Origin of the sequence: Desulfovibrio subterraneus (assembly GCF_013340285.1) — a bacterium.
GTDB lineage: Bacteria > Desulfobacterota > Desulfovibrionia > Desulfovibrionales > Desulfovibrionaceae > Halodesulfovibrio > Halodesulfovibrio subterraneus.
The window spans coordinates 592,602-614,673 of record NZ_BLVO01000016.1 but is presented as its reverse complement, the minus strand read 5'-3'; the positions used below and the strand labels follow the sequence as shown (position 1 = coordinate 614,673).

The following is a 22,072-nucleotide window of genomic DNA, read 5'->3' as shown; positions in this document are numbered from 1 at the left end:
GTGTACCCCTTGGCCTTCGGATTCCTCTGTTCCGGCTTTGAAGCGGCAATGCGGGAATGCCTTCTTCAAATCCGGCAGTCCTCACTGCCTCGTTTGTCCGTTAGGGAAGCAGGTTTTCCAGTCTGTAGCGCTTGGTGATGCGTGCCACGTCAGGATGGGGGGTGGGGATGACGAGTGAGCTGTATACGTTGGCACCCATGGCCTCTACAGCCTTCACACCGGCTTCAACGGCAGACTTGCATGCGGCAACGTCGCCCTGAACCATGACGGAGATGTACCCGGAGGCAACGTTTTCGTAGCCGATGAGTTCAACGTCTGCGGTCTTGAGCATTGCGTCCGCAGCTTCAAGCACATATACGATGCCGAAGGTTTCGATCAGGCCCATGGCGCGGGGACGTGCACCGTTGGATTCCAGGGATTCGTCTTCGATACCGTGAACGGATACGATTTCGCCCACGGGACGGATGGGGCGGGGCATGACATTGTATGCGGTGAGCTTGCCGATTTCGGAAGCGGCCACCTTGCCTGCGTCCACTGCAGCCTGAACTGCGGCAACATCGCCCTTCACCATGACGGTGACCAGCGTGGAGCCCACGTTTTCATAAGAAATGAGTTCAACGTTGGCGGCCTTGAGCATCTTGTCCGCGCCGTTGATCGCCGGAACCATTCCGAGGGTCTCAATGAGCCCAAGCGCCTCTTCGCCGTAATATCTTTTGAATTCACCCATCCGCTACCACCTCAGTGCTTAGCTGTTCTTTTGCGCCTCGGGATGAGGCATCTCCTTCGGGCCTACTCCTGCCCATCGTGAGTAAAGCGTAGCCCTTCCCCCATAGGGGAAAGTCAACAGGCTTTTTCAAAAAAACAGCATTCATGCTCTTTGGTGGCGGTATAGCTGGAAATTTTCCCTGAAATTTTTATGGGAAATTATTCGCAAGCGCTGCGGAGGCCAGCTTTTTCGCAAAAAAAAGGGGGCATAACTGCCCCTATACGGAAAGAAAGATGCCTGCAGAGGGCCGTTTTTACGGCTTGTGCGCTCAAACGGTGGCTCTCTCAAAAAATTTTTTTCACAATCTCGAAATTTCGTTGGCAGCCCTCAAGCGAGCGCCGTTGAAGCAAAAATGTAAGGTTACAGGAAACTCCTATCGGTTTTTGAAGCATCACTTTAGCCCTGCCTTACAATTCCCCATTGACCTTCCCCTTAAGGGGAATGCTATCACAATAATTGGAAAACCCTACGTGCACAAGTGGGCTATAACACACATAAATTTGGTAGACCCGAAACTACCTACAGGCGCAAGGAGACGAACATGGGGCAAACTTTAGTGTTACCTAACCCGGCAGCCATTGCTGCCAAGACCAAACTGGCCACCGATTTCAAACGCAAGGGCATAGTCATCGCCCTGCTTTCCGGCCTGCTCTACGGTTTCTATACCGCATTCATGACTCTGGGCATGTCCAAGGGTGTATGGCTGCAGTGGTACGGCGAAAACTCCGGCCTTTCCGCCTTTGCTGTCATGTACCTGCTGAGCGCCCTCGGCGCCGCCACCACCGACAGCTGCAGCGCCGTCTGGGCCATGAGCATTGCCTCGGCACGCGGCCGTTTCGGCGACTTTGTACGCTGCATCAAGACCAAGCCCGGCCTTGTCATGGTTGCCGCTGCCATCATCGGCGGCCCCCTCGCCAGCACCGCATATGTTGTGGGCCTGCAGAAGGCCGGTTCCATTGTTGTGCCGATCAGCGCGCTCTGCCCCGCCATCGGCGCCATTCTCGGCCGCTTCCTTTTCAAGCAGCACCTGAACAGCCGCATGCTGCTCGGTATTGCCATCTGCTTCCTTGCAAGCTTCATGATCGGCAGCACCGGCCTTGGTGACGAAGTACCGGACGGTCTGGTTGTGGGCCTGCTCTTCGGCTTTATTGCCGCCCTGTGCTGGGGTATTGAAGGCTGCGTCTGCGGTTACGGCACCTCCATGATCGACCCCGAAATCGGCATTACCATCCGTCAGGTGACCTCCGGTATTTCCAACCTGATCATTCTGGTACCCCTCTTCAGCATGATCTCCGGCGTTAACGCCTTTGACATGGTCATGACCTCCTTCACCGATGCTGAAGCCATGCCCTGGTTCGTTCTTGCCGGCCTGAGCGCCTACCTTACCTTCATGTTCTGGTACAAGGGCAACGCCATGTGCGGCGCCGCGCTCGGCATGTCCTGCAACGGCACTTTCTCTTTCTGGGGTCCCTTCTGCTGCTGGATAGTGCTCGGCCTCGCCTTCGGTATGGACGGCTGGTCCATGCCCCCCATCGCATGGGCTGCCGCAGTCGTCATGGTAATGGGCATCTTCACTATCGCCATGAACCCCTTTGATCTGCTCAAGAAGAAGTAGGAGAATACAGCATGCAGCCGCTTAACTATGCAATTCTGAAGCACTTCACCAAGGTAGGGGAAGCCTGCGCAGACGACGTGATGGCCGCCCTCAAGGATCAGTACGGTCACTTTCAGGCTTTCAAGAAGCCTTCCATCATCAACGCCCTGATGACCGCAGAAGCCAACGGCCTGCTCGAAGAAGCCCGCTTCGACATGGACCCTGCCGACGAGCTTCGCGTCTATTACAGAGCGCATGAAGAAGGCGCTGCCACAATCAACCGCTACATCAAGGATTGATTGTAAGGCGCGATACCTATATAAGAGGGCTGCCTGCTGCCGGGGGGCCCTCTTTTTTTTAAAAAACGGGCAGTGCAGCAAAGGCATAACGCCTTTCAACATAAAGACATCTTAACTTTTCGAGGGGCGTTCCGGGATTTTGCAGCCGATTGCTGTTCATGACTCCGCGACGGGTTCATCCTGCATTTGAAAGACATGCAGCAGAGAGTCCGGCGAGGGACGCGGGCGGACGGCATCGGGCGAGCGCAACACGAGACGAGGTTCACCATGAAGAGTAAGGCCAAGTACTCTATCGGGGATGTCAGCCATATCTGCAACATTTCCAAAAAGGCACTGCGTTACTACGATAACATCGGAATAATCACTTCCCAGCGGCAGGATTATAACAACTACCGCTACTACACCTACCAGTCTCTGCTGGCAGTGCCTGTTATCAAATATTACAAGCAGATGGGCTTCAAGCTCGAAGAGATGCGCGACTTCATCGAAGGCAAGTCGCCCTCCAATGTTTATAAAGCCATCAAGAATTCCTTCACGTCCAAGATCAGTGAGCTGGAACAGCAGCAGGAAGAAATCCGCAGAAAGTATGAATCCGTGAAGGACTGGTACGATCTTGTTTCCGAAGCGGAGATGGTCATTGAAAACGACATACGCGAAGTTTCCATCAAGTATGTCGAAGCCAGCGACTACATGTATCAGGATCAGACGTTTGAGAACGACATTGAAGGCTCCATCATCAACATTGACTGGACCAACTACGTAGAGAGCTGCCAGAACGAGATCACCGGTCCCGTAATACTGAATTTTTCATCGCTCAAGCTCAGAATGCAGGATAAGCCGCAGGGCATACGCATTCTGCAGAAAACGCTTATGCCTGCGCCGGAAGAAGCCAGAACAAAGCTTGGGGGGTGCCTGATGGCCTCGTGCTACCACATCGGCCCGCACGAAACCATTCACGAAACCTATGCCAAGATGTGCCGCTGGGCTGCCAAATGCGGCTATATTCTCGGCGAAGAGACGTACGAACGTTACGTGACCGACTACTGGACGACCCGAAACTCCAGCCAGTTCGTAACGGAGATACTTATTCGGGCCGCCCGTCAGGGGGCCACGAGCTGACGCGATACAAGCCTGCAGGGGCTTGCACGGCAAATACACAAAGCGGGAGACCGGATCAGTCCGACCTCCCGCTTTTCTTTTGTTATATCTGTCTGCTACGCCTTGCGGCGCACTACCACAGAAACATGCTTGTTTTCTTGCCTAGCAGCTCAAGACTGAAAGGCGTTGCCTTTGCTCCGCCCGCTATGCCGCAGCACACATGCAGGGGCAGCAGATGCTCTTCTCTGGGATGACAATAGCGGGCGTGGGGCGCTTCTTCCCATCCTGCAAGACGCAGCAACCGTTCTTCGGGGGCAAGGTTCCCGCCGGAGCAGGTTTCCGTCAGCCATGCATCAAACCCTTCGTTCATGGCCCGTGTCGCGGGTGTATCCTGCATAAAGAAAGCCCGCATGTTGTGGAACGAAAAACCGGAGCCGACAAACAGCACGCCTTCGTCCGCAAGTCCGGCAAGAGCCTGCCCCATGCGCAGATGCACGCCTGCATCCAACCCCTTGACCAGAGATATCTGAATGCAGGGAATATCCGCCTCCGGATACATGATCTTGAGCGGAACGAACATGCCGTGGTCATACCCGCGCGCAGCGTCCGCCACGGGCGAAAGCCCCTCTGCCGCCAGCAGGGCATGGCAGGCCTTGCCCAGCCCGGGAGCTCCGGGTGCGGGATAGGCAATCTCGTATGATTCTTCGGGGAATCCGTAATAGTCATAGATGAGCGGCAGGCTGGTACCCGTGGTGACCGTGGGAGCCGCCTCTTCCCAGTGGGCGCTCATCAGCACAATGGATTTGGGACGCGGCATGGCGGATGCCACCTGCTGCAGGGTGGCGAGCATCTGAGCATGTCCGGCATCCCCAAGCAAGGGCATGGGGCCTGCACCGTGAGAAAGGTAGAGCACTCTGTTGCCTGTCGCGGCATCTGTCTTTGCCATGATCGTTCTTCCCTGTATGCTGGAGGTTCAAATCTGCCCGATGCACAACCCGGACGGCAGGGGCGGCGCGGACTTGCTCCCCCGCCCTCTTTGCGCTGACAAAGCCGCGAAGCAGCCTCACCTGACAGTCCAAAAGGCCTGACAGACCGATCGGACAGCCTGACCTTGCAGACGGAGCGGACAGACCAAGCTGACACCCTGAACGCCCGCAACACTCTTCCGGCTTTAAGCCACCATACGCTTTGCAATGATCCGGGCAAGCCCTCTGTGCACGCCTGCGTGCCTGTGGCCATACGCCAACCCCACACCGTCCTTCGCAAAACGCATCCCATCCACATAATCAGCGCCATCCGGCTGCTATGCCGGCAGGCTACAATAACGGACACTTCCATGCTCCGGATAAAAGAAAAGCCCCCTGCCGACAAGCAGGGGGCTTTTTTATCTCACCATTGGCTAATAATACTTCGGCATTGCATCAGGATACATGGACATCAGGCTTTCCGCAGATTCATAGACAGAGGTATAGAACTGCACACCGTAGCACTGCTTGTCACGCCATACGGCCTTGGCGGCCAGCTTTTCACCATCGCGCGATGCACCGCTGCGGTATCCGTACAGATACACCTTGTCGCCGTTCTGTACTTCAGCCGGGTAATACTCATTGGAGAATTCAATGCGGGCGCCGTACTGGCTGATATCGTCAACCCGCCCGTAATAGCTTTCTCCCTTGGAATTTATGAGTTCGCAATAGTATTGCTGCCCGACCGAATAACGCGGGTATTCTCTTCTCTCTTCCATGTCGCGACCTCCTGTGGTCCTTCCCTCCCCCTTGGACTCGGGCCCCCTTATGGACCCGATGTCAGCCTGCGCGCGCACATACGCTCGTCAGTATTTCAAGAATACTACAGGACGTGGAGCAAGGATACCGGCACAGCATATTTATAATGTCGTATCCGCTGTCCCGCATGCCCGCCCCCGCAGCGCAAACTGTCCGGTACAGCGTTCGGGGGATCCCCGCTCTCTCCGGCTCTTCCGCAGATCAGCGGCCGGAAGGGCAGCTGCGCCCATCCGGACAATGCCCGGCCACAATGAAAAAAGGCCGGATCACAAGATCCGGCCCTTCGGCGTTCATATATTCCAGCCAGATACCCTGCCTGCCTCCGGATACAACAACCGGCGGCAACCAGATATGCTAGTTGGTGCTCTGGCAGGCGTCGCAGATACCGTCAAATTCGATACGCGCGGAGGTTACGGTAAAACCGTAAACATCCATGCCGTCGAGAGGCACTTCGATACCCACGTTCATCACGTCCCCCACCCTTCCGCAACGCGTGCAGCGGATATGCGCATGCGGCATGGGATTACCGTCAAACCTCTTCTGATTGCCCGCACTTTCAAGCTTGAGAATCTCTCCGCTTTCGGCGAGCACGTCCAGATTGCGATAGATGGTACCCAGACTGATACGAGGCAGGCGCTGACGCACCATATCGTACACTTCGTCTGCTGTGGGGTGTGAAGTCACCTTACGCAGTTCTTCCAAAATAACTTTCCGCTGTTTGGTCATCCGGGTCTGGGGTGCCATGGTTACCTCGTCTATAATCAAAGAGTGTCGTCCTTTGCTGGTATCAGTAATCATTTTTCATTAAGAAGGCAAGTACCGCCCATCAGGAGGGTTCGTCATTTATAATTCTTGCCTTTCCACCAATTCAGGTGCATCGGATTCCGCCTGATGGCATAACTCCAAATGCCGTAACAGCCCCCCCGACCGGCCCCCGCCAGTCGTAACAGATTTCAACGGGTCGCAACTGGTCGTAAATGGGTCGTAAATGGTCGGAACCGACCACAACAGACACAACAGGTCACACAGCGGCAGCATCATGACAACCCGCCCAATCAGCCACGCACAACCGCCAATGTTCACGCTAAAAACATATTCGCCATCAGGAACCGGCCTGTGAGCACAGGCTCGCCCTCTTGACTTTTGTTCAGTTTTTCTTAACAATAAACACTAGAACACTATGCGGGGCAAAAAGATATATGTCTTTGTCATCAAATAACTTTTTCGCAAAAACCATCTCGATTATCCCTCGAGCATGGCGCACACGACTGGCTCTGATAACACTGGGCATCATCCTGTCTTCCATTGTGGAGACCGGTGCAGTCGGAGTCATAGCGCTTTTCATCTCATCCATCAACGATCCCGGGGCAATTCTCAATTCTCCCTATTTTGCCGGGGTCAAAGGCTATCTGCCTGCACAGGTCCTTGCGTCGGACAAAAATTTCATCATCACACTGGGCCTTCTGGCATCCTTTCTCATGCTCGCCAAGAATGGCGTGGCCGGAAGCGTCACCTATGCCTATTCCCGCCTTGCCGCCAAGATAGATGCGCACTTCGGCGGGCTGCTGCTGCAGAACTATCTGCGCCGCGATTATGAATGGCATGTGAGCAAACATTCCGCAGACCTTGTCACGGCCGGATCATGGCGCAAGAACGTGATCATGGTGTGGTACATGGGCATGCTCGCTTTCAACGATATCGTGCTTGTCAGCATGATGGGCCTTGTGCTGCTCATCACCGCCCCCGGCATCTCCATCGGCACGGTCATTCCGCTCGGGGCCATGGGCATGATCATCTACCGCAGCCTGCGCCCGCGCATCGACCGCCACGCCAGAACATGCGCCAGCTACGAGATGAACATCAACAAGCGCATCTCCAACATCACGCAGGGCATCAAGGAGATCATCATCTCCTCCAACCAGCCGTATTTCTTTGACCTGTATCTGAAGGACGTGACCTGTTCATCCAGATCGCAGTCCATGGTGCATCTGCTCTCGCGCATTCCCTCATGGGCGTTCGAAACCGCAGGGTTCATCACCCTGTGCGGTGTCATTCTCGTTTCCATCATCTTCTCCGACGAATCGTCTCCCTCCGCCATATCCGGCCCCGTGGCCCTGCTGGCCGTTGTGGCATGGCGATCCATTCCCGCGTTCAACCGCATCGTGAACAGCCTTTCGTCGGTGCGCGACTACCTGCCCAGAGCCGAGGCCGTTATAGACGCCATCCTCGACATGCCCGAGCAGCCTCAGGCAAAGGCAGATGTCACCCCCATGCCGTTTGAAAAGAACATCGCCATAAATGGAGTATCGTTCACCTACGCCGGAGCTGATTCCAGCGCCCTTGCCGCTGTTTCCCTGAACATAGAAGCGGGCGAAACCGTGGGGCTCGTCGGCCGTTCCGGCTCCGGCAAGAGCACCCTTGCGGACCTCATCATCGGCCTTTTGCACCCGACCAGCGGCCGGATCACCATTGACGGCACCCGGCTTGAATCCGCCCATCTGCAGCAATGGCGGGCCAACGTGGGGTATGTGGGACAGGCCCCCTTCTTCACCGACGGCACCATCACCGAAAACGTGGCTTTCGGCATTCCTGCGGAAGATGTGGACCACGACAAGGTTGCCCACTGCTGCACCATGGCGGCTCTTGAATCATTCATCGCGCAACTGCCCGAAGGCTATGAACAGCCGCTCGGCGAACGCGCAGCCAAACTTTCCGGCGGCCAGCGACAGCGCATAGCCATTGCCCGCGCCCTGTACCGCTCGCCCAGACTGCTGGTGCTGGACGAAGCCACCAGCGCCCTTGACCAGCAGAGCGAAAACGCCATTCAGCACACCGTGCGCAATCTGGCGGGATCGCTCACCATGCTCATCATCGCCCACCGCCTCACCACGGTGGAACACTGCGACCGCATCGTCTGGCTTGAAGCCGGACGCATCGTCATGGACGGCACCCCCGACGAGGTGCTTCCCCACTACCGCGCAAGTCTTGAGGCTGCCGAGGAACAGCAGCCAGCGGACAAACGCCCGTAAACCGCATGCGGATGCCCTTCAGGCAGATCCGCTTCCAGCCGAATTCAGGCAATACGAGACGCATATGTCAGCAAACAGCATCACAGGAACCATTCAGGCTATCCGCACCGCAACAGGTGCCACGTCCGGCATCGTGCTGCACGAGCCCACCTTTGCAGGCAACGAATGGGCATACGTGAAGGACACCATAGACACCGGCTGGGTTTCCAGCGCGGGTAAATACGTCAACCAGTTCGAGGAACAGCTGCAGGAATTCACCGGAGCCAGGCGCGCCATTGCCGTGGCGAACGGCACCGCCGCCCTGCATGTGGCCCTGCTGCTCGCCGGAGTGGAGCGGGATACGGAAGTGGTGATGCCCGCCCTGACCTTTGCTGCCACCGCCGCTGCCGCAGCCTACATCGGCGCTGTTCCCCATTTTGCGGACAGCGAATACACCACGCTGGGCATTGATCCTGACAAGCTTGCCGCGCATCTGGACAGCATTGCCGAACGCCGCAAGGATGGTACCTACAACAAGACCACTGGCAGACGCATAGCCGCCATCGTGCCCATGCACACCTTCGGCCACCCCGTGCGGATGGACGAACTGTGCGCCCTGTGCGAGGCCTGGAACATTCCTCTGGTGGAAGACGCCGCGGAATCGCTCGGCTCCTACTACAAGGGCAAGCATACCGGCCTGTTCGGCACGCTGGGCACCCTGAGCTTCAACGGCAACAAGACCATCACCACGGGCGGCGGCGGAGCCATTCTCACCGATGATGTCGCGCTGGCAGACAAGGCCAAGCACATCACCACCACGGCCAAGCTGCCGCACAAGTGGGAATATTTCCACGACATGGTGGGCTTCAACTACCGCATGCCCAACCTGAACGCGGCCCTCGGCTGCGCCCAGATCGAACAGCTGCCCACCCTGCTGGCCCAGAAGCGTGTGCTGGCAGAGCGCTATATCAAAGCCTTTGCCTGTGTTTCCGGCGTACAGTTCGTCAGAGAACCCGAGCACTGCGTGAGCAACTACTGGCTCAATGCCATCATGCTCGACAAGGCGGACATGACCCTGCGCAACGACATGCTGGAACAGACCAATGCCGCAGGCCTCATGACCCGTCCGGTATGGACACTCATGAGCAGGCTGCCCATGTACGCCGCAGCGCCCCGCATGGACCTTGGCGTGGCACAGGATATTGAAGCACGGCTCATCAACATTCCCAGCGGTGCCGGACTGGCAGCCGGAGCACCCTCCGAAATGGCAGGATAATCCATGCGTAGCATTTGCATAGTCACAGGAACCCGCGCCGAATACGGTCTGCTGCGTCCCGTCATGCGCGCCCTGCAGGCCCGCGACGACTTCACGCTGCAGATCGTGGCAACAGGCATGCACCTGTCACAGGAATTCGGCTATACGGCGCAGTCCATCACCGCCGACGGATTCCGCATAGATGAAAAGGTGGAAATGCTGCTCTCCAGCGACTCGGCCGTGGGCATAACCAAGTCCATCGGTCTCGGGGTCATCGGCTTTGCAGATGCCTTTGCACGCCTTGCGCCCGATCTGGTCATGGTGCTGGGCGACCGCTTTGAAATGCTCGCGGCCGTGCAGGCGGCGCTCATTGCACGCATTCCCGTGGCCCACCTGTGCGGCGGCGACACCACGGAAGGTGCCTTTGACGAATCCATCCGTCACGCCATCACCAAGATGTCGCACCTGCACTTCGTCAGCAACGAGCAGGCCGCCGACCGCGTGCGGCAGATGGGCGAGAATCCCGACAGGGTGTTCAACGTGGGCAGCTCAGGCATAGACGCCATTCTGGAACTGCCGCTGCTGGATCGCCACGAACTGGAACAGCAGCTCGGCATTGCCATCCGCCCCCGCATGCTGCTTACCACCTACCACCCCGAAACGCTGGGCACCTGCTCTTCCGCCGATCAGCTGGGAGAACTCTTTGCCGCGCTCGATACCCTGTGCGCCGAAGATCAGGGCTGCAGCGTGCTCTTCACCATGCCCAACGCCGACACAGGCGGGCGGGAACTGATGCGCCTCATCAGCGACTATGCGGCAGCGCGGGAACATGTTTCCGCCCACACCTCACTCGGCCATCTGCGCTATCTCAGCGCCATGAAACTGGCCGCGGCCGTGGTGGGCAACTCGTCGAGCGGACTGTACGAGGCCCCCAGCCTGCGCGTACCCACAGTCAACATCGGCGACCGGCAGAAGGGCCGCCTGCGTGCGGCATCGGTCATCGACTGCGGCGCAGCCCGCAACGACATTCTTGCCGCGTTGCGCACCGCCCTGTCCATGGACTGCTCGCATACCGTCAATCCTTACGGCAACGGCAACACCGCACAGCGCATCGTGGAAACACTGGCCGCCGTGCCTGATTTTGCCGGACTCATCAGAAAGCCCTTTCACATGGTGGCAGGAGCCTGATCATGAATACTGTCTACATCATTGCCGAAGCAGGCGTGAACCATAACGGCTCGCCGGAACTTGCACTCAAGCTGGTGGAAGCTGCGCATGCAGCCGGTGCCGATGCCGTGAAATTCCAGACCTTCAAGGCGTCCAGCATTGCCAGCGCCAAGGCGGGCAAGGCCGAGTACCAGAAAAAGACCAGCGGCGAAGGCGAATCGCAGCTGGATATGCTGAAAAAGCTGGAACTCGGCGCAGCGGAACACGAAGCGCTGAAGGCCCGTTGCAACGAGCTGGGCATTGAATTCATGTCCACGCCCTTCGACCTTGAGAGCGTGCACCTGCTCATGGAACTGGGCGTGCAGCGTATGAAAATTCCATCCGGCGAACTGACCAACGGCCCGCTGCTACTCGCCATTGCGCGCACCGGCCTGCCGCTCATCCTTTCCACCGGCATGGCCACGCCGGAAGAGATCCGCACGGCCATTGCCGTGCTCGCCCACGGCATGCTGGAGCCTGAGCGCGCCCCGGACGCAAACGACCTTGCCACCGTCTGCCAGCGGGCCGGATCGCTGCTCACCGAGCGACTGACCCTGCTGCACTGCACCACGCAGTACCCCACCCCGTATGAAGATGTGAACCTGCGCGGCATGGACACGCTGCGCGACCTCTTCAACCTGCCCGTGGGCTACTCTGACCACACCCCCGGCATCACCATTCCCGTGGCGGCAGTGGCGCGCGGTGCCGTGCTGATCGAAAAGCATTTCACGCTGGACAAGAACATGCCCGGCCCTGACCACAAGGCTTCGCTGGAACCGCACGAACTGGCAGATATGGTGCGCTCCATCCGCATTGTGGAGGCCTCTCTCGGCACCGGCGAAAAGAAGCCGCAGCCCAGCGAGCTCGGCAACATCGCCATTGCCCGCAAAAGCCTTGTGGCCGCCTGCGACATCAAGAAAGGCGAGCCGCTCACAACGGACAACATGACCGTAAAACGCCCCGGCACCGGCATCTCACCCATGCGTTACTGGGAGCTGCTCGGCACTCCGGCAAGCGCCGACTTTGCCGCAGATTCCCTGATCACCGAATAGCTCCCCAACTGCCGGGTCATTCGAGGTACCGAACATGAAAGACTGGAAAAATACACTTATAAGCCCGAACACCCCCGTGTTCGAGGCACTCAAGGTCATCGCCACCGGCTCTCTGCGCATTGCGCTTGTGGTGGACGAAGATATGAAACTGCTCGGCACCGTGACGGACGGCGACGTGCGCACCCTGCTGCTGCGCAACGGCGCGCTGGATACGCCGGTATCCGAAATCATGTCGCGCAACCCCATGTTCGCCGCAGAAGATGAAGACAGGGAGAGCATCGCCCTGCGCATGACGCAGCGCGACATTCTGCATCTGCCCATCGTCAATGCCCGCGGCCAGCTTGTGGGCATGCACGTGCTCAAAGACCTTGTGGCTCCGCCCAAAAGGGACAACCTGGTGGTGCTCATGGCAGGCGGACTCGGCACACGCCTGCGCCCCCTCACGGATTCCTGCCCCAAGCCCATGCTCTGCGTGGGCGGGCGGCCCATTCTGGAAACCATCATCCGCACCTTCCAGAAGCACGGCTACAACAACTTCGTCATCTCCTTGAACTACATGCCTGAAAAAATTCAGGAATACTTCAAGGACGGCTCGCAGCTGAACGCCAGCATCACCTATGTGCACGAGCACACCCGCCTCGGCACGGCAGGGGCGCTTTCCCTGCTGCCGCAGCGCCCCGAGCTGCCGTTCTTTGTCATGAACGGCGACCTGCTCACCAAGGTGAACTTCAACCAGCTCATGGAATTCCATATGGAAAAGGCGGCCCCCGCCACCATGTGCGTGCGCGAATATGACATGCAGGTACCCTTCGGCGTGGTAAGCACCAGCGGCAACGACCTGCTTTCCATTGACGAGAAGCCGCTGCACAAGTTCTTCGTGAATGCCGGTATCTACGTGCTTTCACCGGTGGCGCTGGACTACATCCCCCAGAACACCATGTTCGACATGCCGGACCTCTACAAGGTGCTGCTGGCGGACAACCTTGTACCCACCTGCTTCCCCATCCGCGAATACTGGATGGACATCGGCAGGATGGAAGACTTCGCACGGGCGGAGATGGAATACCATGTCCAGTTCAGCGCGGGGAACGACTAGAAACCACAACGGACGCCATATCCGGCGACAGTCGGCATAGACTGGCAGCGTAAGCTGGCAGCATGCACGGCAGAATGGGTTGGCGGGATGAAGTGGCAACGGAAACAGACAGCAGTAACAGGCTACAGTTTCAGGTAACAGTTTCAGGTGGCATGGTCAGGCGTTATCAACAGACGCCGGTACCCGTAACAGCCAACGGCAGCGCATGAACATATATTATCTCTTTCCCTTCAACATCTCGCAGCGTGATTGCGAACGCTTCGGCGTGCATGAGCTTATCCGCCGGGGCTTCAATGTGCACCTGCTGATAATGCCGCGCCTGTTCTACAGCCGCAGCGTGGCGCACACCGACTACCTGCCGGAAGGGGCAGCCTCCGTCATGAAGGCGCAGACCATGCAGGATGTTCGGGCCTTCATCGCCGCAGCGCCTGCGGATTCCGTTGCCATGAGCTACCTTGGTGCAACGCCGACCGACCGCAAGGTGCTCGGCATTCTCAAGCAGTACCGCCTGCCCTACATAACGGCAGGGCTCATGGCCATTCCCATTCCGCAGTTCACGCGCCGCGAAAAGGCAATGCGCCTGCTCCGCTCCCTGACATGGAAAAAGGCAATGCAGGCCGTGCAGCGCCTGCCCTTCTTCCCCAAGCCGGAGATAGACAGGCCCCTGCTCATTCTCGGCGCAGGCAGCTTCACGCAGAAATGGTTCGGCCCTTCGGCAAACATCGCCTACATTCATGCGCTGGACTACGACCTGTACCTGCAATGCAAGGCAGATCCGCAACCGGAAACGGAAACCGCCGTATTCCTCGACCAGTATTTCCCCCACCATCCCGAAGCCATGACGCACGGCTCGAAAATGGGAGCAACGCCCGAGGTCTATTATCCCGGAATGCGCCGCATCTTCGATGCCGTGGAACAGCAGACAGGGCTCAGGGTGGTCATTGCCGCGCATCCGCGCTCGGAATACGAAAAGCACCCCGGTGTGTTCGGCGACCGCAAGATCATCAAGGGCAACAGCGCAGAGCTCATCAGCCGGTGCAAGCTGGTCATTCTGCACAACTCCACCTCGGTTTCCTTCGGGGCGCTGTTTGGCAAGCCCATGCTCTTCACCACCACGGACCAGCTGGAACACGGCTACGCGGGCATCAAATACTTCCACAAGCTGCTTGCCACCTTCGGTGCGCGGGCGCTGAATCCTGACGTGCATTCTCCCGACAGTTTCAGGGAATTCATCGTCACCCCGAACGAGCGTTACCGCGAGTTCGTCGAACAATACATCAAGGTACCCGGCACTCCGGAAAAACCCTTCTGGGAAGCCGTGGCAGACATGCTGACAACCCATCCCGCCATACGGGAAGCCATGGCCCGCCGCTAAGACACCCTTGCGGGCCCGGAAACGACAACCAGACGTACAAGAGGTTTTTTCATGAGCGGCATTGCAAACAAAAGAGTTCTCGTCACCGGAGCAGACGGCTTTATCGGTTCCCACCTTGCGGAAATGCTGGTGGAACGCGGCGCAAAGGTGCGCGCGCTCTGTCTGTACAACTCCTTCAACAACTGGGGCTGGCTCGAAAAGTCGGACAAGCTTGCGCACATGGAAATCGTTACCGGCGACGTGCGCGACCCGCACTTCTGCCGCAAGCTCTGCGCAGATATCGACGTGGTTTTCCATCTGGCCGCGCTCATCGCCATTCCCTATTCCTACGTTGCGCCCGATGCCTATGTGGATACCAACGTGCGCGGCACCCTGAACATCTGTCAGGCCGCCCTTGATGCTGGCTGCTCCCGCGTGCTGCAAACCTCCACCAGCGAGGTATACGGTACGGCCCTGACCGTGCCCATTGCGGAAACCCACCCTCTGCAGCCGCAGTCTCCCTACAGCGCCAGCAAGATAGGGGCAGACGCCATTGCCAAAAGCTTCTTCAACACCTTCAATCTGCCTCTGGTCACGGCGCGCCCGTTCAACACCTTCGGCCCCCGCCAGTCCGCCCGCGCGGTCATTCCCAACATCATTTCCCAGATTGCGGCAGGCAAGAAGGACATCGCCCTCGGCGACCTGCGCCCCACCCGTGACTTCAACTACGTGCTGGATACCTGCGCAGCCATGATAGCACTGGCAGAATGCGATGCCGCCATCGGTGAAGAAGTGAACATCGGCACCAATGTGGAAATCTCCATCGGTGAACTGTTCGAGACCATCCGCTCCATCATGAACAGCGATGCCGCCATCGTGACGGAAGAACAGCGCAAGCGTCCGGAAAAGTCCGAGGTCATGCGCCTGCTGTGCGACAGCACCAAGCTGCGCACCCTCTGCGGCTACAAGCACCAGTATTCGCTGCGCGACGGCCTTGAGCAGACCGTCAAATGGTTCACCAATCCCGCGAATCTGGCGAACTACAAGACCTCCATCTACAATATCTAGAAGAAATGGGCCTCCGCCATGAAGACGGAGGCCCCGCAGCAAAGGCACAGACATGAAAGCCATAGGGTTCATCTTCGCCAGAGGCGGCTCCAAGGGGCTGCCCCGCAAGAACGTCAAACTGCTGGGCGGCAAGCCGCTCATTGCCCACGCCGTGGAACAGGCGCTTGCAAGCACGCACATCAACAGGGTCATCGTTTCCACGGAAGATGAAGAAATAGCCCGTGTCGCCCGCGAATACGGTGCGGAAACGCCCTTCATGCGCCCAGCGGAACTGGCAACGGACGCAGCCCCCGAGCGGCTGGCATGGCGTCATGCCGTGGAATACCTGCGTGCCAACGACCCGGACGGCGACTTTGACGTGTTCGTCTCCGTGCCTGCGGTGGCTCCCCTGCGTTCCCCCGAAGACATAGACGCCTGCGTGAACAAGCTCGTCAGCACCGATGCGGACACCGTTTTCACCGTGGTCAAGACCACCAGAAGCCCCTTCTTCAACATGGTGACGCTGGATGCGCAGGCCAACGTGCGTATTGCCGTGCCGCTCGATTCCACCATCACCAGACGGCAGGACGCTCCCTCGTGCTGGGACATCACCCCGCTGTGCTACGCATCGCGCCCTGATTCCATCCTCAAATACGACACCCTGTTCGGCGGCGTGGTCAAGGCGGTGGAAGTTCCTGTGGAGCGCGCCTTCGACATCGACACCCCGTGGGACTTCCGTCTCACCGAACTCATTTACAACGATCTGCACAAGCGGCAGGCAATGGAAAAGCCCTGATCCTTCGGGACTCAGGCAACGGGAGACTCCAATGATTTTCTTTCTCCGGAGAAGAAAAGCGGCATTTCCGCCCTTTGACATTTTGTACAGTTTTCCTTAACGTAAAGCCATGCTCGACAAACTCTTCACATCCAAGACGCGCATTAAACTGCTGCTGAAACTTTTTCTTAATCCCGAGGTATCTTCGTATCTTAGGGAGCTCTCTGCCGAATTCGAACTTTCACCCAACGCGCTGAAGGAAGAGCTCGACGGCCTGAGTCAGGCCGGCTACCTGGACAAGGAGAAGAAAGGAAGAAACATCTTCTACAAGGCCAACGCCAACCACCCATTCTTCCCTGAAATAAGCTCCATTGTCCGCAAACATTTCGGCATAGACAGAGTCATAGACCAGATTCTCACGCATCTTGGCGATGTACAGCAGGTTTACATTCTCGATGATTATGCAAAGGGCATAGATTCCGGCCTCATAGACGTTCTTGTCATAGGCGATGTGGACCCCGTGAAACTGCAGAACGTTGCCCTGCCCATTGAAAAGAAACTCGAACGAAAAATACGCACCATGGTCATGTCGGCCCCGGAGTTCGAAAAAAGCGACCTGCTGGATAAGCGCCCCCACTGGAAAGTACACTGATCTGCCTGATAACCATATGAAGATATCCCATTGCGGAACGAGGTTCCCATGAATCTGAACAAGCCCTTTGAAATTCTTGACTGTTCCATCCGCGACGGCGGCTACGTCAACAACTGGGACTTCTCGCAGGAACTTGTCCGCGAGTCCTACAAGGCCCTGTCCAAAACCGGCGTGGATTTCGTCGAGCTCGGCTTCCGCAGCTCGGAAAAATATTTCCCCAAAAACAGCACAGGCATCTGGCGGTTAACGCCCGAAGACCTGCTCCGCGAAACCGTGGGCAACATTCAGGGTCCGGCTATCGCCCTTATGGGCGACTACGGCAAAATTGACCTTGAAGACCTGCCCCCGGCAGAAGAGTCCGTGGCCCGCATGATCCGCATTGCAGCAGGCAAAAACGATCTTGCCGGTGCTCTGGACCTGTGCGAAAAAATCAAGCAGAAGGGCTATATCTCCTCCCTGCAGTGCATGGGCTACATCTGCTTCACGGAAAACGAGCGCAAGGAACTTATCAAGCGCCTTGCCGATACGGACATAGACTACGCCTATGTGGGCGACAGCTATGGTTCCATCTTCCCCTTCCACGTGCGGCCCATATTTGAACCGCTGCTGGAACTGAAGCATCTGAAGATCGGCTTCCACCCCCACAACAACACGCAGATGGCCTTTGCAAGCACCATCGAGGCGCTGGCCGTAGGCATAGATATTGTGGATTCCACCATCTTCGGCATCGGCCGCGGCGCGGGCAACCTGCCCACGGAAATACTGCTCGGCTACCTCAGGGTGCAGGGCATGGAACGCTACAATCCCTCGCCCGTGCTGAACGTGATTGAGCGCTATTTCCTTGACATCATGCGCAAGACGCCGTGGGGCTACCAACTGCCGTACATGATTTCCGGCATCTTCAACGTACATCCCAACTACCCCAAGGAACTGATGAAGCGGCAGGAATACCGCATGGACGAAATCTGGAACGCCATGTCGTACATCCGCAAGCTCAACCCCACGGGATTCAACCCCAGACTGGTGGACGAACTCATCGGTCAGGGCGTTGTGGGCTACATGGGTGCCAAGCACTTCTGCGTACCCGGTGAAGAACGCGAAAACTGCATCCCCGCACCGCATCCGCCCTATCAGGACCGCCATGCGGGCAAGGATATTCTCATTCTCGCCAACGGCCCCAGCCTGAAGGAAAAGCAGGAAGAAATCCGCCAGTTCATCAAGCTGCACAAGCCCATTGTGCTCGGTGCCAACAACCTCGGCGGCCTGTTTGTGCCGGACTACCATGCGTTCAACAACGCCAAGCGTTTTGTCTCGCACATTGAAACCGTGCATCCGGATTCCAGCCTGCTGCTCGGCATCAACCTGCCCGGCGACCTGATAGACGACTATCTCGACCGCCCGTACGAACCGCTGGTGTTCAACGATATTCTCGATGCCGACTTCGACATCGCCAATGGCATGATCTCCTCCAACTGCCGCACCATCTCGGTGCTGCTGGCAGGTGTGGCCGTTGTCATGGGTGCCCGCAGAATCTTCATTGCAGGCATGGACGGCTACCTGAACAGTGACACCACGCTGCACTATGACGAAAGATTTGATACGCACGAACATGCGCTCAACATAGAAAGGCACCGCTGGAACGAACGGTTCCTGCACCAGATAGACGCATGGCTCACCAGAAGACAGCATGAGGGGCTGCATATCATCACCCCCACAGGCCATTCTTCTTTCTACACCCCCATAACCGAATACCTGTAAGAGACCATGAGCAGATACGCAGAACTCAAATCCATCCTTGATAGCGGCCGGTACTTCAAGGTCGTGTGCGGCGCAGGCAACGAAGACCCCGTAGAGGTCTACAAGCTGTGCATCATCTACACCCTTGCAGGTGCCCACGGCATTGACCTTTCCGCCAACGAAGAAGTGGTCCGCGCAGGCATGCGCGGCATAGACCGCGCCTTCGAACTTGCACCGGAACTGGGCATAGAACTGACCGTGCGCCCCTTCATCAACGTGAGCGTCGGCCTCAAGGGCGACCCGCACGTGCGCAAGGCGCTCATCCGCGCAGACGACTGCATCGCCTGCGGCAGTTGCCTGCCCGTGTGCGACCAGCTTGCCATTCAGGAAGGCGAACCCTACGTCGTCACCACCGCCCGCTGCATCGGCTGCGGCAACTGTGCCGAGGTCTGCCCCAACGATGCCATTGAATTCTTCACCCGCAAGGTGGATTTCAACGACATCATCCCCCGCTGCCTTGCCGCCGGTGCGGAAAACGTGGAACTGCACGCCATCATTCCCGATGACGAAGCCGTGATGCAGGACTGGAAGACCATCGCCGCGCTTGTGCCGGACCAGTTCATCAGCATGTGCATCGACAGGTCCGAACTTTCCAACAAGCACTTCGCCAGCCGCATGCGTCAGGCGAAGGAAGTGGCAGGCGACCGCCTGATGATTCAGGCAGACGGCGCGCCCATGAGCGGCGGTCCAGATACCTTCCGCACCACGCTGCAGGCCGTGGCCTGTGCCGAGCTGACCGAGAAGACCGGTATTCCCTGCAAGATTCTGCTTTCCGGCGGCACCAACAGCAAGACCGGTGAGCTGGCAGGCATGTGCGGGCTGACCGTGCACGGCGTTTCCATCGGCACCTTTGCCCGCAACCTTGTGCGCGAAGAACTGGCGCTGGACGACTTCGACACCAATCTCGAAGCCATCCGCTCCAGCGTGGCCAAGGGCGTCAAGCTGGTGCAGGACAACCTCAAGTATATCGCAAGGTAACCATGGCCGCGTCCATCATTCTGCCACAGGGCGAAATCAGTAATGTCGGGCTTGCCGTCTTTGATAAAGACGGCACGCTCATTGACATTCACACTTACTGGGCCAACATGGTCAAACTGCGTGCCGAGCACGTGGGGGCGGCCCTCGGCCTTGCCTCCGCTCACGTGACCGGCATCATGGAAGCCATGGGCGTGGACGCCCGCGCCATGCGCATAAAGCCCGAAGGACCGGTGGGTCTGAAGAAGCGCGAGATCGTGCTGCAGGCAGGCGTTGACTACCTTGCGCAAAACGGCATCACGGACACGCACCAGCTGTTCGTGGACGTGTTTGCAGAGGTGGACACCAAGTCGCTGGACCTGCTCGATACCTTTATCCGTCCGCTGCCGGGTCTCAGGCAATTGTTCGACGCCCTGCGCGGCAACGGAGTGGCCATTGCGCTTGCCACCACGGACAAGACGGAACGCGCGTGGCTGTGCATGCGCCACCTCGGCCTCGGCGACCATGTGAACTACATCGCAGGGGCCGACATAGTGGCAGAAGCCAAGCCCGCACCGGACTGCATTCACCTGTGCTGCAACGAGCTGGGCATTCCCGCCTCGCGCAGCGTCATGGTGGGCGATGCCCGTTCCGACGTGCAGGCAGGGCTTGCGGCCGGCTGCGCCGCCTCCATAGGCGTCGGCAGCGGCCTTACCGCAACGGCAACGCTGGCAGGATTGACCCCCTACGTCATTGAAGACATTTCACATATGCATGTGAGGTAAGAACCATGCTCAACGGTACCCTCAAGGAAAAACTCCGCGCCGGTAAAGTGGTCTTCGGCCCCTGGTGCGTCATCCCCTCCGCAGCGGTCATGAACGTCACGGCCGCCGCCGGTTTCGACTTTGCCATCATCGATCTGGAGCACGGCCCCACGAGCTTTCAGACCGCGGAAGACATGGCCCGTGCCGCAGCCTCCGCAGGCTGCCACCCCATCATCCGCCTTGGCAGCGTGCATGAAGAGAGCATTCTCAAGTCGCTGGATATCGGCGTGGAAGGCGTGATTACCGCCCACGTGGAATCCGGCGAAGATGCCCGCACCGCCGTGCGCTGCTGCAAGTACCACCCCCTCGGCACCCGCGGGTTCTCGCCCTTCACGCGGGCAGGCAACTATTCCGGCGGCGACATTGCCCGCCATGCCGACATCCAGAACAAAAAGACCCTCGTGGGTGTCATTCTGGAAGGCAAAAAAGGCATAGACGCCCTTGATGACGTGCTGCAGACCGAGCATCTGGACCTCATCTACATCGGTGCATACGATCTTTCGCAGGCGCTCGGCATGCCCGGACAGGTGAACCACCCCGAAGTGCGCGCCTACATGGAATCCTGCATCCGCAAGATACGCGATGCTGGCGTTGCCGCAGGCGGCTACGTGGCAAGAACCGAAGCCGACATGCGCTGGATGGTGGATATCGGCATGCAGTTCATCACCTACCTGCCGGACTGCGCTGCCATCCATCAGGCTTTCAGCGGCGCGGTGGGTACCTTCAAAGGCGTTATCGGCGAATAGCACCGGAATATACGAGGAACATCTCATGAAAGTCATAGCCATGATCCCCGCGCGCCTCGAATCCAGCCGTCTTCCCGGCAAGGCGCTCATTGATATCGAAGGCCTGCCCATGGTCATTCACACCTGCAAACGCGCCATGCTCGCCCGCAACATCGACGCGGTCTATCTTGCCACCGACAGCGAGAAGATCAGGGAAGAAGCGGAAAAGCACGGCATTCAGGTCATCATGACCAGCAGCGCGCACCAGACCGGTTCCGACCGCATTGCCGAAGCCATAGGCAAGGTGGAATCCGACATCGTGGTGAACGTGCAGGGCGACGAGCCGCTGCTGAACCCCGAGCACCTTGAGCGCATCGTGGACGAAATCAAGAACGACTCCTCGGTCAAGTGCGCCCTCGGCGTTACGCCCTACAAAGAAAAGAACCGTGGTTCAGACATCAAGGCCGTGCTCGACCTGAACAACAACGTCATGTACTGCTCGCGCACCGACCTGCCCAGCGAAGCCCGCACCCCCGTGGAAACCATGCTCAAGATGGTGTTCCTCGTGGCCTTCCGCACGGAGTTTCTGCGCCAGTATGCAGCATGGAAGCCCACCCCGCTGGAAACCCTCGAATACAACGAATATCTCAGAATTCTCGAACACGGCGAGCGCATACGCGCCGTGCACCTGTCCTCCGCCAAAATCAGCGTGGACACGCCTGAGGACCTTGATATCATCCGCCAGTACATGAAGGCAGACACCATCAGACAGCGTTACATGTAGCC

General features: G+C 58.2%; 21 protein-coding genes. 17 read left to right on the top strand and 4 right to left on the bottom strand.

Features of this window, described 5'->3' with window-relative positions:
- Positions 1-100: 100 nt before the first annotated feature.
- Positions 101-727, bottom strand: coding sequence for a BMC-T shell protein (locus tag HUV30_RS18585; protein WP_174406685.1), 627 nt, complete (start codon positions 725-727; stop codon positions 101-103).
- Between the two features lie 580 nt (positions 728-1,307).
- Here HUV30_RS18585 and HUV30_RS16945 point away from each other — a divergent pair.
- From HUV30_RS16945 to HUV30_RS16935, 3 genes are all read left to right on the top strand, one after another.
- The gene (locus tag HUV30_RS16945; RefSeq protein WP_174406684.1) at positions 1,308-2,381 is read left to right on the top strand and encodes a DMT family transporter; all 1,074 of its coding nucleotides are present in this window, start codon (positions 1,308-1,310) and stop codon (positions 2,379-2,381) included.
- A gap of 11 nt (positions 2,382-2,392) precedes the next feature.
- The gene (locus tag HUV30_RS16940; protein WP_174406683.1) at positions 2,393-2,659 is read left to right on the top strand and encodes a hypothetical protein; all 267 of its coding nucleotides are present in this window, start codon (positions 2,393-2,395) and stop codon (positions 2,657-2,659) included.
- Between the two features lie 267 nt (positions 2,660-2,926).
- Positions 2,927-3,778: a choline utilization transcriptional activator gene (locus HUV30_RS16935; protein WP_174406682.1), complete on the top strand. Its 852-nt coding sequence runs from the start codon at positions 2,927-2,929 to the stop codon at positions 3,776-3,778.
- Between the two features lie 112 nt (positions 3,779-3,890).
- On the opposite strand, the gene HUV30_RS16930 is transcribed toward HUV30_RS16935, so the two are convergent.
- From HUV30_RS16930 to HUV30_RS16920, 3 genes are all read right to left on the bottom strand, one after another.
- On the bottom strand, positions 3,891-4,703 hold the full coding sequence (locus HUV30_RS16930) for a DODA-type extradiol aromatic ring-opening family dioxygenase (protein WP_174406681.1): 813 nt from the start codon (positions 4,701-4,703) through the stop codon (positions 3,891-3,893).
- A gap of 453 nt (positions 4,704-5,156) precedes the next feature.
- Positions 5,157-5,501 carry a PilZ domain-containing protein gene (locus tag HUV30_RS16925; protein ID WP_174406680.1) on the bottom strand — a complete coding sequence of 115 codons (345 nt, stop codon included), beginning with the start codon at positions 5,499-5,501 and terminating at the stop codon, positions 5,157-5,159.
- Between the two features lie 394 nt (positions 5,502-5,895).
- On the bottom strand, positions 5,896-6,285 hold the full coding sequence (locus tag HUV30_RS16920) for a Fur family transcriptional regulator (protein ID WP_174406679.1): 390 nt from the start codon (positions 6,283-6,285) through the stop codon (positions 5,896-5,898).
- A 455-nt stretch (positions 6,286-6,740) separates the two neighbouring features.
- On the opposite strand from HUV30_RS16920, the gene HUV30_RS16915 reads away from it, so the two are divergent.
- The 14 genes from HUV30_RS16915 to kdsB all read left to right on the top strand — a co-directional run bounded on the left by HUV30_RS16915 (position 6,741) and on the right by kdsB (position 22,070).
- On the top strand, positions 6,741-8,570 hold the full coding sequence (locus HUV30_RS16915) for an ABC transporter ATP-binding protein (protein ID WP_174406678.1): 1,830 nt from the start codon (positions 6,741-6,743) through the stop codon (positions 8,568-8,570).
- A 64-nt stretch (positions 8,571-8,634) separates the two neighbouring features.
- Positions 8,635-9,825: a LegC family aminotransferase gene (locus tag HUV30_RS16910; RefSeq protein ID WP_174406677.1), complete on the top strand. Its 1,191-nt coding sequence runs from the start codon at positions 8,635-8,637 to the stop codon at positions 9,823-9,825.
- A 3-nt stretch (positions 9,826-9,828) separates the two neighbouring features.
- Positions 9,829-10,992: a UDP-N-acetylglucosamine 2-epimerase gene (neuC, locus tag HUV30_RS16905; protein ID WP_174406676.1), complete on the top strand. Its 1,164-nt coding sequence runs from the start codon at positions 9,829-9,831 to the stop codon at positions 10,990-10,992.
- 2 nt (positions 10,993-10,994) lie between these two features.
- A complete protein-coding gene (neuB, locus tag HUV30_RS16900; RefSeq protein WP_174406675.1) occupies positions 10,995-12,062 on the top strand; it encodes an N-acetylneuraminate synthase in 1,068 nt (355 codons plus the stop codon).
- A gap of 34 nt (positions 12,063-12,096) precedes the next feature.
- Positions 12,097-13,158, top strand: coding sequence for a nucleotidyltransferase family protein (locus tag HUV30_RS16895; protein WP_174406674.1), 1,062 nt, complete (start codon positions 12,097-12,099; stop codon positions 13,156-13,158).
- A gap of 205 nt (positions 13,159-13,363) precedes the next feature.
- Positions 13,364-14,533, top strand: coding sequence for a hypothetical protein (locus HUV30_RS16890; RefSeq protein WP_174406673.1), 1,170 nt, complete (start codon positions 13,364-13,366; stop codon positions 14,531-14,533).
- A gap of 51 nt (positions 14,534-14,584) precedes the next feature.
- Positions 14,585-15,580: an NAD-dependent 4,6-dehydratase LegB gene (locus HUV30_RS16885; RefSeq protein ID WP_174406672.1), complete on the top strand. Its 996-nt coding sequence runs from the start codon at positions 14,585-14,587 to the stop codon at positions 15,578-15,580.
- A gap of 52 nt (positions 15,581-15,632) precedes the next feature.
- Positions 15,633-16,355 carry an acylneuraminate cytidylyltransferase family protein gene (locus HUV30_RS16880; protein WP_174406671.1) on the top strand — a complete coding sequence of 241 codons (723 nt, stop codon included), beginning with the start codon at positions 15,633-15,635 and terminating at the stop codon, positions 16,353-16,355.
- A 109-nt stretch (positions 16,356-16,464) separates the two neighbouring features.
- A complete protein-coding gene (locus HUV30_RS16875; protein WP_174406670.1) occupies positions 16,465-16,986 on the top strand; it encodes a winged helix-turn-helix domain-containing protein in 522 nt (173 codons plus the stop codon).
- Positions 16,987-17,034: 48 nt separating this feature from the next.
- Positions 17,035-18,744, top strand: coding sequence for a hydroxymethylglutaryl-CoA lyase-like TIM-barrel protein (locus HUV30_RS16870; RefSeq protein ID WP_174406669.1), 1,710 nt, complete (start codon positions 17,035-17,037; stop codon positions 18,742-18,744).
- 6 nt (positions 18,745-18,750) lie between these two features.
- Positions 18,751-19,761, top strand: coding sequence for a 4Fe-4S binding protein (locus HUV30_RS16865; RefSeq protein WP_174406668.1), 1,011 nt, complete (start codon positions 18,751-18,753; stop codon positions 19,759-19,761).
- Positions 19,762-19,763: 2 nt separating this feature from the next.
- Positions 19,764-20,522, top strand: a complete 759-nt coding sequence (locus tag HUV30_RS16860; RefSeq protein ID WP_174406667.1) for an HAD family hydrolase — start codon at positions 19,764-19,766, stop codon at positions 20,520-20,522.
- A 5-nt stretch (positions 20,523-20,527) separates the two neighbouring features.
- Positions 20,528-21,307, top strand: coding sequence for an HpcH/HpaI aldolase family protein (locus HUV30_RS16855; protein ID WP_174406666.1), 780 nt, complete (start codon positions 20,528-20,530; stop codon positions 21,305-21,307).
- Between the two features lie 25 nt (positions 21,308-21,332).
- Positions 21,333-22,070 carry a 3-deoxy-manno-octulosonate cytidylyltransferase gene (gene kdsB / locus HUV30_RS16850; RefSeq protein ID WP_174406665.1) on the top strand — a complete coding sequence of 246 codons (738 nt, stop codon included), beginning with the start codon at positions 21,333-21,335 and terminating at the stop codon, positions 22,068-22,070.
- Positions 22,071-22,072: the final 2 nt, after the last annotated feature.